General features: G+C 61.6%; 10 protein-coding genes. 1 reads left to right on the forward strand and 9 read right to left on the reverse strand.

The features are described 5' to 3' along the window. Nucleotides 1-691: 691 nt before the first annotated feature. Nucleotides 692-1564: an LAVTG motif-containing sortase-dependent surface protein gene (locus HLG82_RS08265; protein WP_193326372.1), complete on the reverse strand. Its 873-nt coding sequence runs from the start codon at nucleotides 1562-1564 to the stop codon at nucleotides 692-694. Nucleotides 1565-1707: 143 nt separating this feature from the next. Beyond that, nucleotides 1708-2487 (reverse strand): Rib/alpha-like domain-containing protein, encoded by a 780-nt coding sequence (locus tag HLG82_RS08270; RefSeq protein ID WP_193326373.1) that lies wholly within the window; start codon nucleotides 2485-2487, stop codon nucleotides 1708-1710. A 939-nt stretch (nucleotides 2488-3426) separates the two neighbouring features. Here HLG82_RS08270 and HLG82_RS08275 point away from each other — a divergent pair. Next, the gene (locus HLG82_RS08275) at nucleotides 3427-3864 is read left to right on the forward strand and encodes an RpiB/LacA/LacB family sugar-phosphate isomerase (RefSeq protein ID WP_193326374.1); all 438 of its coding nucleotides are present in this window, start codon (nucleotides 3427-3429) and stop codon (nucleotides 3862-3864) included. Between the two features lie 192 nt (nucleotides 3865-4056). Here the strand turns inward: HLG82_RS08275 and HLG82_RS08280 are convergent, their stop codons facing one another. From HLG82_RS08280 to HLG82_RS08310, 7 genes are all read right to left on the reverse strand, one after another. After that, the gene (locus HLG82_RS08280) at nucleotides 4057-5097 is read right to left on the reverse strand and encodes an alcohol dehydrogenase catalytic domain-containing protein (RefSeq protein WP_193326375.1); all 1041 of its coding nucleotides are present in this window, start codon (nucleotides 5095-5097) and stop codon (nucleotides 4057-4059) included. Nucleotides 5098-5174: 77 nt separating this feature from the next. Continuing rightward, complete coding sequence (locus HLG82_RS08285; RefSeq protein WP_193326376.1) at nucleotides 5175-6887, reverse strand: dihydroxyacetone kinase family protein; 1713 nt, start codon at nucleotides 6885-6887, stop codon at nucleotides 5175-5177. Then, the gene (locus HLG82_RS08290; RefSeq protein ID WP_193326377.1) at nucleotides 6884-7633 is read right to left on the reverse strand and encodes an L-ribulose-5-phosphate 4-epimerase; all 750 of its coding nucleotides are present in this window, start codon (nucleotides 7631-7633) and stop codon (nucleotides 6884-6886) included. The genes HLG82_RS08285 and HLG82_RS08290 overlap by 4 nt, the downstream gene beginning before the upstream one ends. Continuing rightward, complete coding sequence (locus HLG82_RS08295) at nucleotides 7634-9298, reverse strand: ribulokinase (RefSeq protein ID WP_193326378.1); 1665 nt, start codon at nucleotides 9296-9298, stop codon at nucleotides 7634-7636. 40 nt (nucleotides 9299-9338) lie between these two features. After that, nucleotides 9339-10706 (reverse strand): sn-glycerol-1-phosphate dehydrogenase, encoded by a 1368-nt coding sequence (locus HLG82_RS08300; RefSeq protein ID WP_193326379.1) that lies wholly within the window; start codon nucleotides 10704-10706, stop codon nucleotides 9339-9341. Beyond that, nucleotides 10690-11493, reverse strand: coding sequence for a DeoR/GlpR family DNA-binding transcription regulator (locus HLG82_RS08305; RefSeq protein WP_193326380.1), 804 nt, complete (start codon nucleotides 11491-11493; stop codon nucleotides 10690-10692). The genes HLG82_RS08300 and HLG82_RS08305 overlap by 17 nt, the downstream gene beginning before the upstream one ends. A 38-nt stretch (nucleotides 11494-11531) precedes the next feature. After that, nucleotides 11532-13118, reverse strand: a complete 1587-nt coding sequence (locus tag HLG82_RS08310) for an FGGY-family carbohydrate kinase (RefSeq protein WP_193326381.1) — start codon at nucleotides 13116-13118, stop codon at nucleotides 11532-11534. Nucleotides 13119-13139 lie beyond the last annotated feature (21 nt).

The following is a 13139-nucleotide window of genomic DNA, read 5'->3' on the forward strand; positions in this document are numbered from 1 at the left end:
GACGCCGCCCATCAGCAATCCACCTTGATCGCTCATCCGCGCACGAACGTCCACCGGCCATAGTAGCAACTTAAACGGTTAAGTGATACCCCTTTTTAACATCTGATTGAAAATTGGTTCGCTTCCACACACTCGCAGGTCACAGCGTTGTTTTAAGGAAAATGGATTCGGGTAGCCGATTTTCACAGCTCAGGCGAAATTGGCCGCGGCGCGCTATACCTCGGTCCGTTACGCGAGCATCACCCGCACGCTCCGACACCAGCGACCGCAAAGAAATGGCTCAATCAAGGGCCTTCACACCCCATCGCCAGACAGCGCCTGACCACGTTTGACCAGCTCACACCCGAAAACCGCCTCGCACACGGCAAATCAGAGGCACCATGTTTTCTTTGCCCTATTGTGTCAAATAATAGGCTGATTACCCCGATTGTCCTTTACAGCATCCACGCCCGGGAGCCCACGACCCTCCGGGAGCCCACGACCCCGCACGGGCCGTCCACCGCGCCGACGGGCATAGCTCGCGAGGCTCGTCCTTCGATGTAGGATTTTGAACCGATCTTGTTATATACGAAGATCGGTTCAAAATCCTACATCGAACGTCACGCGGTCCACCCTCACCAAGAGTCCGGACACAAAAAGTGAGGGTCGAGACCGAAGTCTCGACCCTCACGTCTGCTAGACACTTACGGCATTAGCCCTGACGGCGGCGGATCAACGCCACAGCCCCACCCGCGAGGAGCAGAACCACAGCGGCGATCGACAGACCGGCAACCGTGGCACCGGTGTGCGCCAACGGCTTCTGAGCCTTGGCGGTAGCCTTCTCAGCCTTCGCAGGTGCAGCCTTCTCGGCCACGACGGTCGCGCCCTTCTCGGACGCGCCCGCCGACAGACCCTTCAGCGCACGATCAATAATGATCTTCAGCGTGTCATTGATCTGCTGCCCCTCAACGTCGGGCACGATCACGCCCGGCACCGAGTTGCCCGGGATCGTCTGACCAGGAACGAGCTTGTGTGCGGGAATGGTGCACTTGAGCTCCTCGAGCGTCGGCGCAGTCCACGACCACTCGGTCTTCGCACCCTTGGCCAGCTGGTAACCCTCGACCGCCTTAGCCGTGACCACAACGGTCTTGCCGTAGGGGTATTCAAACTTCGAGCCGTTGCCCTCAACCGAAGCGATTTCCTCGCCATCGACCGTGACCGAGTAGGACACGCCCTTCATCGGGACGATCGTGGCAAACGGCTTCACCGTGCACGACGCCGGATCGGAGGCCTCCGGGAAGATCGGATCGTTCGTACCAACAACCTTGACACCCTTAACCTGGTCATACTTCTGCGTCACGGTGTTATCCACCGTGCCCGACGTCTTACCCGGCGTCGGCACCGGCTTGGGCTCGGGCTTCGGCGTCGTCTCCGGAGCCTCAGGCTTCTTGCCCGGCTCCTTCGGATCCGTGCCCGGCTTGTCAGTCTCGGGCGGGACCGGCGCAGTCTGCTTTGCAAACTCAAAATCTGCAACACGTTCGCCACTCTTACCATCAAGCAGACGAACGAAGTATTTCCCCTGCATCAATCAGGTGTCAGGATCTGACGACGTATCAAGGTTGACGAAAATTTGTTTTTGAGGAATCTCAAATTTCGCTGCAGAATCCAAATCTTTATACGTCAGATTCTTGGATTCACCAGGAGAAAGAACAAGATCTGCCTGAGTCTTCACAGGAGCGCCAGTAGTTGAGTTGACGGGCCGCGGTTGTAAATCCGCGTATTGTCCTTGATAAACAAAAAGCGCAGCTTATCTTCCGTGCCCAACTTGCCGATCTTCGCACTCCAGATACTCGCAGGCCCCTCGACCATCAGCGTATCTTTCGCCTTCCCTCCAACTACTGCACTCACCAAAGGCTGATGAACACGAAATTCTCCCCTTGATTTAGCGTCCGGATATCCCCTGACGTCGAGCGTAACAGTCACGGGAACCATCAGTTCGTATGAGGCATCGACAATTTGCTGGGAGCCATCAGGGAATGTCACTTTGACATTCAACGGTTTCTTGCCTGCACTATAAGAAGGGTCGATGTTGCCGCCGATAGCGCCTGTCGAACTAAATTCGAGGCCGTTCGAAAAACTGACCGGGGCCACTTCAAACTTAGTGCCCTGAGGGAATGGGTTCGAACCTTCACCAAGATGCTTCCGGTTATCAGTGGGAGCAGGAATATCTACTGCGCCACCAACAGGGACGTTGGCGTGCGTATCCGGCACCTCATACAACTCCCTGTTCTGCTTAACCTCAGGCTTATTCTTCTCTTTGTCGCCATGTGCCATATGTTGCGAAAAGTCCACCTTGACCTCACGGCTAGGGGAAAAGTCAATCAAATCAGCTGTTTGGAGCAGAACGCCATTATGCGGATTCTTGCTAACATCCGGCTTCTTGTCAGGGTTGGCATTTCCGATAAAGACGAGCATGTTGACGCGAGTATCACCCTCAAATGGAGTCAAATCGACCTTCCGACGGTTGTTGCCAGCGGATGCCAGATCAACGATCTTGCCCTGCGACTTGTCCGTACTCCACTGCCAGACCTGGTAGCCGCCGTTTGCAGTCGGCGTGTATCGCTGCTCTCAGTGTTGTGGTAAATCGCCTCAGCCTCGGACTCGGTGTCAACGACAACGGTCACGACACCCTCGGTCGCTGCGTGCGCGGATGGCGAGCCGACGATCGTCAACGCCCCCATGCCAAGAATTATCAGAGCGAAGGCGAGGAGTGCCGCCCACGTCCGACGCGCAATGTTTTAAGCCATGCGTTTTCTTTCTCTCTTCGTGTCCTTAAGAAGGCATGAGAACCGCTATGTGCGCGATGATCCTTCCAATGTCAAGACCCCCACTTACCCGACCGTAGTATTACGTCAACCTGCAAAAATGAGGGACGCACACCTCAGGGACCATCACCCGCAGCGCCACCGCCAGCGAAGATAGGCCGCTCGGTGTCGCTAACCGACTCCGGCTAACACCCGTAAAAATGCCGGTTAAATGCGCAAATCTGCGGGGCGATTTTCCTCACGCCACACACCAAATAGCCCAGTGGAAGCCATTCAGCCCGGGGTCGCTGCCAAATCCTGTGAGATTTAGGCCGAAATCGCCAAGTGCGTTCACCAAAAACCATATTTTCACAGGATTTGGCGGCGGCACGGAGTACAGCGCCCGGCTGGGCGAGGTGCAGCACCCGGCTCCCCAAAGTAGAGCGGAACGGCCAGCCCGCCTGGCCGCTCGGGTAGGTGGCACGCTGGCTGCCCAGAGTGGTGGCTCGAAGCAGGGAGTTAAGGCAGTCCGCCGCCGGAGCCCGCCCCTCTCTGCACTTAAGCGCATAAATTCCGCTTCTGTTCTCCCGCTGAGCACCCGCCGATAAAATGGAGGCGTTGCTACACCCCCAAAGGAGCAGGTATGAAACTAGCATTTGGTTGCGATCCCAACGCTGGAGATCTTAAGAAGGGCCTCATGGCCAAGGCTGAGGAGCTCGGACACGAAGTCGCTGACCTCGGCTCGGACGATCCGATTTACGCGAATGTGGCTTTCGATGTCGCCACGGCCGTCGCGGCGGGCGAATATGACCGCGGCATTCTTGTGTGCGGCACCGGCATCGGCGTTTCCATCGCCGCGAACAAGGTGGAAGGCGCCTATTGCGCCTGCATCCACGACGTCTACCAGGCCGAGCGCGCCGTCCTTTCCAATAATGCGAATCTGATTTCGATGGGTTCGCAGGTCATCGGAATCAAGCTCGCGGAGAAGCTCCTCGAGGAGTACCTCAAGTACGAGTACGATCCCAACAGCCGTTCCAAGGACAAGGTCAACCGCATTTGCGAGTTTGAGCGCGGCGAGTAAACGAACCGTCGCGCTCGGCCCGCTTGCCTCTCGGCCCGCTCGCCACGCCGGTGCGCTCGCGACCTTCCCGGCCGCAACTTCAATAATCACACCTTGGGGTCACTTACCACTGACCGGTAAGTGACCCCAAGCTTTTGCCTCCCACGGCCACCGCCACGGCCACGGGCACGGGCACACCCTGCCCGCCCATGTCTAGGGCACGACGGCGATCTTCACACCCACCCGGTCGTGCAGAGCCTGGTACGCATCCTCGACCCGCGAAAGCGGGAAGCTGTGCGTGACGATTTCCTCCGCGTTGATCTTCCCGGCCTCGAGCAGCCTGATCGCGCGCTTGACGTCCCGCCGCCGCGCGTTCGAACCGCCCGTGACCTGCAGTTCTTTGTAGTGGATGAGGTTGGGCTCCATCTGCGACGTCGATCCCTTGGGGAAGCCGGCGAAGTAGCTGACTCGCCCGCCGTCACGCGCGAGGACGAGCGCATCTTGTGCAAGTTCTTCTGCTCCGATGCAGACGATGACGACGTCGGCACCCGCACCCTCGGTCGCCTGCGCCACCCGGTCGGCCAGTTCGTCCGGCCCGACGCCGATCGCCCCGAGTCGGTCGGCGACTTTGCGTCGCTCTTCACCCCGGTTGGAGACGAACACGTGGCGGGCCCCGCTCGCGAGCGCCAGCTGGGCGTGAATCAGCCCGATGGGCCCCGCGCCGAGAATCGCGACGGTCTCGCCGGTCTCGACGCGGAACTGGTCGAGCCCGTTGAGGCAGCAGGAGATCGGCTCGGCGAGGCAGAGGGCGCGTGGGTCAAGCTCGGAGTCGGTCATGAAGAGGTTGCCGCGGCGAAGGGCGCGTTCGGGAACGATCATGTATTCCTGCAGGCCGCCGTCGATGCCGTACCCGAAGAGTTCGAGGTTGAGGCAGAGGTGCTCGCGGTCGTCCAGGCAGTTTCGGCAGTATCCGCAGGATACGACGATGGAAACGGTTGCCTGTCTACCCACTTTGAGACCCGGGACGATCGCCTCCGCGCCTTCACCGAGTTCCTCGATTCGGCCGGCAATCTCGTGTCCTGGCACGACGCCGGGGCGCACGCCCGCCGTCTTGGCGCCGGTGTAGAGGCGGTAGTCGGTGCCGCACATGGTGTTGGCTTCGATACGGAGAAGGACTTCTCCGGGGCCTGGTGTGGGGCGCGGTTTGTCGACTAACCGAAGATCGTGGGGTGCGTGAAGTTGCGCTGCAAGCATGTCGATATCCTTAAGGTGGGTGGGGCAGGATATGGCTTCTAGGCTAGCCATATCCTGCCCGTCTGTCCGTGTGAAGGTCATACGAGGAAGTCGGGGACGACCCTCATGAGCATGGCGAAGGAGGTTGCGCCTGGGTCGGGCGTTCCGATGGACTTTTCACCATGGGTGCGGGCGCGCCCCTTGGTCGCTGCGAAGTCGGCGGTTCCCGCCGCGGCTTGTTCGGCGGCGCGTGCTGCGCTTTCCCACGCTTCGGCGAGCGTCCCGTCGGCCTTTTCGAGGGTGTCGGCGAAGGCTTCGGAGGCGTCAACGATGGTCTTGTCGCCCACCTTTGCCCCGCCCATGGTCACGAAGAAGCGAGCGCCCTCGATGACAGCGCGGCGGATGTCGTCGGTGTCGGCGCCGTCGTCGTCCGATAGCCCGGCGCCCACTTTCGCGAGCGCCCCGCCCCAGAGGGCCCCTGCTGTACCGCCGGCGCCTTCGGACCATGCGGCGCCTGCCCGGGCGAGCAACGTGCGCACGCCCGCGCTCGCCTCGACGGCTTCGCGGGCGGCTTTCGCGGCCGCCGTCGTGCCGAGGACCATGCCTTGGCCGTGGTCGCCGTCTCCGGCCACCGAGTCCATCCTGCCGAGCTCGTGTTCGACCTCGCGCGCCTTCGTCTCGAACGCTTGCAGAACCGCCGCGACGGCCTTGGCCAGCTTGGCCGAGGCCGGGTCACCTTGCGCGATTGTTTCTTCGGCGTCTTCGACGACGACGCGGCGCTCGCCCTGGCCTGCCGAGGCAGTGCCAATGCGGTAGGCCGGGGTGTCAGCGGGTGCGAGCCAGCATTCTTCGAGTTCATCGTCGAGGAACATGAGCGAGAGCGAGATGCCGGCCATGTCCAGCGAGGTGACCTGCTCGTCGACCACCGGGCCGACGATGCTCAAGCCGCGTTCCTCAAGGATGCGCTTGACCGCGCCGTAGAAGACGAACATCTCCTCGTACTTGGTGGCGCCCAGGCCGTTGACGAGGACGGCGACTCGGCCCTCGTAGGGGCGCTCGCCCTCGCCGCGGGCGGGCTCTTCTTCGAGGAGCTTGTCGATGATCATCTGTGCGATCTCATCCGAGCTCATCATCTCGTGCTCCGAGATGCCCGGCTCGCCGTGGATGCCTAGGCCGAGGCCGAAGGTTCCGGGGTCAACAGTAAACAGTGGCTCCTTGGCTCCCGGGAACGTGCAGCCGGTGAAGGCGACGCCGAGGGTGCGCGTGCGGTCATTGGCGCGCGTTGCCACGTCCATGACGTCGTCGATATTCTTGCCGGCGGCCGCAGCAGCCCCTGCCGCCTTAACCACTAGTAGATCACCTGCGATGCCGCGCCGATCGAGATGATTTTCTGCGGTGTTCGAGGCAATGTCATCGGAGATGGTGAAGATGCGCACGTCATGCCCTTCAGCGCGTAGCTGCTCGGCCGCGTTCCCAAAGTGCAGGACGTCGCCGGCATAGTTGCCGAACATGATGATGGTTCCGCCGCCGTTGTCCGCCGATCGGCAGACCGACGTCGCTTGGGAGGCTGATGGCGAAGAGAAGATGTTGCCGCATACTGCGCCGTGCGCCATGCCGGTGCCAACCCAGCCGGCGAAGGCCGGGTAGTGGCCTGAACCGCCACCGACCACGATCGACACCTCGCCCTGCGGTGATGTTCCAGCACGGACGACACCTCCATGAACCGGTTGGACGTACGTCGAGTAGGCGGCGGCAAAGCCTGCCACTGCCTCAGCCGGGAATTTCTCAGGATCATTCACTAAAAACGTCATTGTTTTCCTTTCTCAATCCTTAGCCGCTGAGCTCCACAGCGGTTGTCATTTCTTTGGCCGTAGACGTTCTGGTAGCGGTCGAAGAGGTGGTCCACCGCCTCCTGCGCGATCGGCTGCGGGTGGCCGAGCCCCTGCGCTAGCGCGACAGTCTTGGCTACTTCTTCGACCATGACCGCAGCCTTGACTGCGGCGGTGGCGTCTTTGCCAACGGTGAATGGGCCGTGGTTGGCCATGAGTACGGCCGGCGAGCGCGCGCCCTCCAGCGTCGCCACGATGCCCGCCCCGATTGAATCGTCGCCGATGATGGCGAAGGGCCCCACGGGGACTTCGCCGCCGAACTCGTCAGCCATCATCGTCAGAACGCACGGGATGGGCTGGTGGTTGGCTGCGAAGGCGGTCGCGTAGGGCGAATGCGTATGCACCACTCCCCCGACCTGGGGCATGTGGCGATAGACGTAGGCGTGGGCTGCGGTGTCCGACGACGCCGTCAGATCGGCCGGCGTCCCGTCCTCGATTTTCTTTCCGTCGAGCGTGCACACGACCATGTTGTCGGCCGTCAGCTCGCTGTAGCGCACGCCGGAAGGTTTGATAACGAAGAGGTCAGCGCCAGGCACGCGTGCCGAGACGTTACCCGCCGTCCACACCACCAGGCCGTTTGCGGGCAACTCGGCGTGAAGGTCGCACACTTGACGCCGAGTTGCCGCAACGGTTTCCTGCACGTGGGCAGGAAGCTCTGTCAGTCGCACTTACTTCTCCCCAAAAGAGCGAGCACGAATATCCTTCAGGCGGTGCATGAGGAGGTTCTCGCCGCGGCCGAAGAAGTCATGAAGCTCGCGGTAGATGCCGTAAAGCTCCTCGTACTTGGCCGAGGCTTCCTCATTGGGGACGTACTTGTGTTCGGTCACGTGGGACATGGCCTTGGCGGCGGCGTAGACGTCGTCGTAGACCCCGGCGGCCACAGCCGCGAAAATGGCCGAACCGAGAGCTCCGGTCTGCTCGGCTTCGGAGATGGAGACCGGGCGGCCGGTGATGTCCGCCAGCATCTGCATGAAGTGGTGATTCTTCAGCAGGCCGCCGGCGCCGACGATCTCGGTCACGGGCACGCCGTGCTCTTCGAAATTGTCGATGATGACGCGGATGCCGAAGATCGTGCCTTCCATGAGTGCCCGGTAGATGTCCTCGGGGCGGGTCTGGAGGCTGAGGCCGATGATCGCACCGGAGAGGCGGGCGTCGGAGAGGATGGATCGGTTGCCGTTGAGCCAATCGAGGGCAACAAGGCCGTGCTCGCCGATTTCCATCTCAAAAGCCTTGTTCATCATGTAGTCCAGGACGGAGATGCCCTCCTCACGGGCCGCCTGCTCATAGCGCTCGGGCACGCCGTTGTCCTCATACCAGGCGAAGACGTCGCCAACGGCCGTCTGGCCGCCCTCGATGCCCCACAGGCCGGCGACGGCGCCGCCGAGAACATTTCCGAAGACGCCGGGCACAGGCTTGTATTCCTCGTTGTTGAGGATGTAGCAGCCGGAGGTGCCGATGATGGCGGTGAGCTGGCCGGGCTTAACGGCGTTGGCGCCGGCCACGACGACATGGGCGTCAATGTTACCAGCCGCCACTGCGATGCCCTCGGGCAGGCCGGTCAGCTTGGATGCCTCGGCGGACAAAGTGCCCACCTTTTCGCCCAACTGCTTGATGGGGGCGTTCATCTTCTCCTCGAAGACGCCGCCGAATCCCTCCGCGAGGCCCTCGCAGAAGTCGCGGGTGGGGTACTTGCCGTCGGTGAGCATGCGCTTGTAGCCCGAGTCGGAGGCCGAGAAGCTCAGCTCACCCGTCAGCTTCCAAGTGACCCAGTCGAGCAGATCAATGACGACGTCGGCGGCCGCATACACCTCTGGCGCCTTCTCGAAGGTCTCGAGAATCTTGGGGAAGAGCATCTCGGAGGAGAGGATGCCGCCGTAGCGCTCAAGCCACTCCTCGCCGCGCTCCTTGGCCAGCGCTATGATCCGATCGGCCTGATCCTGGGCTCCGTGGTGCTTCCACAGCTTGACGTAAGCGTGGGGATTGGAGGAAAACTCTTCCTTCTCACACAGCGGGGTGCCCTCGGCATCCGTGACGAACACGGTTGCGGAGGTGGCGTCGATCCCGACGCCGACGATGTCGGCCGGGCTCACGCCGGCGTCCTTGATGGCCTCCGGAACGGCCTGGCCCAGTACGGCCATGTAATCCTGCGGGTTCTGCAGGGCGAACTCGGGTGGCAGCTTCTGGCCGTCACCGGCGTCGAGGGTACGATCCATGACCGCGTACTTATACGGCGTCACTGCCGTTCCGACCTGGACTCCATCGGAGGCCCGCACGACGACCGCGCGGCCCGATAGCGTTCCAAAGTCAACACCAACAAGATACTTTTCCGTCATTTTCAACGCTCCTTTGCGTCTAGTGGAATGAGATGCGAAATTATTCGGCGTCGGGGTGGCGGTGGCGTCCCCAGAAGCCCTCTTCGGAGAACAGCTTGTCGATGACGACGTCGAACAGGCCAAGATCCTTGAGGATGTCCAACACGGTGTAACGCGGGCGGATCATCTGCGCCTTGACGTGGGTCTCGCGGAAGCGGTCCCAATCAATCTTGAGCATCTCGGGATGGTAGGGCGCACCGGCCGTCTTCAGCATGTCCCAAGCCTGCTGGGCGGAGATGTTCTGCTCCTCGCAACGCGCCTTGATGACCGGCCACTTTTCCTTAAGAAGGTCGACGCGGGCGCGCAACTCGTCTTCCGCAAGAAGCTTGCCCACCGAATGCTTGACCGCTTCCTCGGCGATCGTGGGGATGAGGAGCGCGCGAACCTCGGCCTCGGTCTCCTCTGCGCTCTTCTGGGCGGCAACCGCACGGTCGGCGTCGAAATCCTCCTCGGTCAGCTTGAGGAATTCCTCCCAGATGGCCAGCGAGGCCACCGTGCCCACGCCCACCTTGTTGCCGTGGCTCAGCGGCGGCTCCCAGTCCAGGCCGTGGCCCTCCATCTCCCACACGTGGGAGAACTGGTGGCCGGCCCCCGACGCCGGGCGAGAGGACTGATGCGCCTGCATGGCAAGGCCGGACATGAGCTGGCCCTCGCCGAGCTTGGCGATCGCGTCGTGGTCGCATTCGCGAACGGCCTGCGGATCTCCCAGGGATTCCATAAGCGGCCCCTGCACCAGGCTCCACACGTATTCGTCAATCGGCTCAATGCCAAGTTCCTCCGACAGAATCCAGTCTGCGCCGGCGGGAATCTTCTCAATGAGGTCGCCATACCCGGTGGCCGTCAGACGGTAGGGGGCCTTCATCATCGTCTCAATGTCCATCACCAGGCCCGCCGGAGCCGGGCAGTTGCGCGTGATCTTGAAGCCATCCTTGGAGATGGAGGCGCCAAACGAGCAGAAGCCGTCAACGGAGGCGGCCGTACACACGTTGATGTACTCGCGCCCGAGCTCCCCCGAGGCGAGCTTGGCGATGTCATTGAGCGTTCCGCCGCCGATCGACAGGACGATCGTGTTCTCGTAGGGGCGCATAATCTCGCGCAGCTTGATCACGTTGTCATAGCCCGCATACAGCGTGGGCTTGCCCGGGAAAATGTAGGGCTCGTCGGCGAACTCAACCCCGGCGTTACGCAGCGATTCAACGACAGTGTCCCCGACGGCGTCGTAAGTGTTCTCGTCCGCAACCACGAGGACCTTCTGGCCCGGGTACAGGCGAGCGAAAAGCGGGCCAGCTTCCTTGTTCACATCATCGCCGAAGATGATGTCCTTGGTTTCAGTGGCGGTCTGCAGTGCCTTTTCAATCAGCTCTGACATGGTTTTGCCCTTTCTCTGGACTGACAACTATCACGTTGGTTTGGGAACTAAATTCGTTGAATACTTGGTCAGAAATGGAATCGTCGATGACGAGATGTGCGAAGTCCGAAATGTCACCCATCCGGTGGAGAGCGATGCGATCAATCTTCGACATCGTCGCCACCAAGATCGGCACATCCACATGGCTGATAAGCTCCCGCTTAAACGCCGCCACCTCACCAAAGGGGTGATATATCGCCCCCGCTTTGATCGAGGCAGCCCCGATCAGCGCCGTCTCAAAGGCAAGTTCACGTACTTGACTGATGGCGCCAGCCCCAAAAGTGGCATCGAGCTGGCGCACGAGGTGCCCACCGATCAAAGTCAACGACTGGTACTCGCCCTCGGCGATCCTGCGCGCCGCGGGCATCGAGTTCGTAATGAACGCCTTGGCTGCGGGCTCGTCGATGTGATCGATGGCGGCATATCCCGTCGTCGAATCGTCGAAGAACACCGTGGCCGCCTGGGACACGAGCTGAGCCGCCACCCGAGCCACCGCTACCTTCCTCTCCCACTCCTGACCAAGGCGGAAGGAAAAGGGCGCCTCCGAAATGGAGGAGACCAAGAGGGACACATGCCCCCGGCGTCTGGTAGTAATCTGACGGGATTCAAGGACGGCCAAGTCACGATACAGCGTCATGAGGGAGACGCCGCATTGCTCAGCCAACTCCTCCACATGCAAAGAACCGCGCTCAATAATGAGTCCGATAATATTCGTTTGTCGTTCTGCTGGTGAAAGCTTGGCCGTCACGTGAATCCTCCAAATAATCCAGGGTTTATACCCCTACGTTACTTGCGCAGATCGTTGACGTAATCAACCACAGTGTGGATATGGTCCTGGTTAATCGCGTACTGCTCGATGTACTTGTCCGCGAAGAACTTGTACTCCTCGTGGCGCTTCATATTCGGTTCGATGCGTTCGCGCTCGTGAACCATGGCGTCGGCCGCCTCCTGCACAGAGTCGTACAGGCCCGCCCCCGCCGCGGCCAAGATGCACGAGCCGAGCGTGACGGCGTCGCCAACCTCAGTCAGCGTAATCGGGACACCGGTGACGTCAGCATGCATCTGGATCCAATCGCGAGACTTGGTTGCCCCGCCACAAGCCACAAATTCCTCGACCTCAAAACCGGCCTCGCGTAGCTTACGCATCGACGCCTCAACGCCGTAGCAGACCGCCTCCTGAATCGCCTTATAAACGTGCTCACGGGTGTGCGAGAGCGACAGGCCGGTGAACACGCCACGTGCCTTCGCGTCCGACCACGGGGTGCGGTTGCCCTGGAAGTACTCGTTGATGATGAGGCCGTCGCAGCCCACCGGGATATCCTTCGAGCGCGTGTTCATCACGTCGTAAGCGCCGATGCCGATTTCATTGGCGGCTTTTTCGATGTCCTGGCAGAACTGGTCCTTAAACCACTTGAGCACCGAGCCCGACGACGTCAGCGACGCCTCGACCGTGTACTGTCCAGGCACGACGCCATCCGTATAACCACCGAAGAAGCCCGGTCCCGAAACCGGGTCCTTTGCCTGACCCGACATGACGTGTGAGGAGCCCGTCACGAGCGACATCTTGCCCGGCTTGAGCACGTTGAGGCCGATCTGGCCGTGCCAAGCGTCGCCGCCGCCCTGGGCGACCGGGGTGCCCGGGATCAGGCCGAGTTCTTCGGCCGCACGCTTGGTCAGGCCGCCGAGGTGGACGCCGAGGTCAACGACGCGCTCGGGGAGCTTGTCGAAGACGTCGCCCGCGCCCGCCTCCTCGTAGAGGTCCACGGGCCAGCCGCCGTTGTCACGGTCATAGTAGGCGCGGTGCGCTGCCGTGTTAATGTTTTGCGTCCACTGGCCGGTGAGCTGGTAGGTCAACCAATCCGGGGCGTCGAGGAGCTTGTAGGCCTTCTTGTAGATATCGGGCTCGTTCTCGCGCAGCCAGGCGGCCTTGAAGGGGTACCACTCGGCCGTTGGAGGGAGGGTACCGCCGCCCGTGTAGCGAGTGACCGGCGAGGTGGAATCCTTGACGCGGCCGGCCTGCTCGGTGGCTCGCACGTCCATCCACATGATGGCGTTGCGCAGGGCCTCGCCGTTCTCGTTCATCGGCACCACGGTCATGGTGGTGGCGTCGTAAGAAATGCCGGCGATCTCGGGCGGCTCGATGCCGGCGCGTGCCATCACCCGGCGCGTCGAGGCCACGAGAGCCTGCCACCAATCGGTGGGGCTCTGCTCGGCCCAGCCCGGATGCGGGTGGGTGGTCGGGTACGGGGTGGCGGCGAAGGCCACCGGCGATCCGACGCGATCAAAGATGCCCACTCGGCACGATTCGGTGCCGAAATCGATACCCATCAGGTAGGGGCCAAGCGTGTAATGATTAACTGCTGCGGTAGACATATCCTCTTCCTTGAGTTTGTT

This window comes from Trueperella pecoris, assembly GCF_014926385.1.
Classification (GTDB): domain Bacteria; phylum Actinomycetota; class Actinomycetes; order Actinomycetales; family Actinomycetaceae; genus Trueperella; species Trueperella pecoris.

Excerpts from the sequence above, each read along its gene's own strand:
- HLG82_RS08265 (WP_193326372.1), bottom strand. The coding sequence starts at position 1,564 with ATGCAGGGGAAATACTTCGTTCGTCTGCTTGATGGTAAGAGTGGCGAA.
- HLG82_RS08275 (WP_193326374.1), top strand. The coding sequence starts at position 3,427 with ATGAAACTAGCATTTGGTTGCGATCCCAACGCTGGAGATCTTAAGAAG.
- HLG82_RS08280 (WP_193326375.1), bottom strand. The coding sequence starts at position 5,097 with ATGCTTGCAGCGCAACTTCACGCACCCCACGATCTTCGGTTAGTCGAC.
- HLG82_RS08285 (WP_193326376.1), bottom strand. The coding sequence starts at position 6,887 with ATGACGTTTTTAGTGAATGATCCTGAGAAATTCCCGGCTGAGGCAGTG.
- HLG82_RS08295 (WP_193326378.1), bottom strand. The coding sequence starts at position 9,298 with ATGACGGAAAAGTATCTTGTTGGTGTTGACTTTGGAACGCTATCGGGC.
- HLG82_RS08300 (WP_193326379.1), bottom strand. The coding sequence starts at position 10,706 with ATGTCAGAGCTGATTGAAAAGGCACTGCAGACCGCCACTGAAACCAAG.
- HLG82_RS08310 (WP_193326381.1), bottom strand. The coding sequence starts at position 13,118 with ATGTCTACCGCAGCAGTTAATCATTACACGCTTGGCCCCTACCTGATG.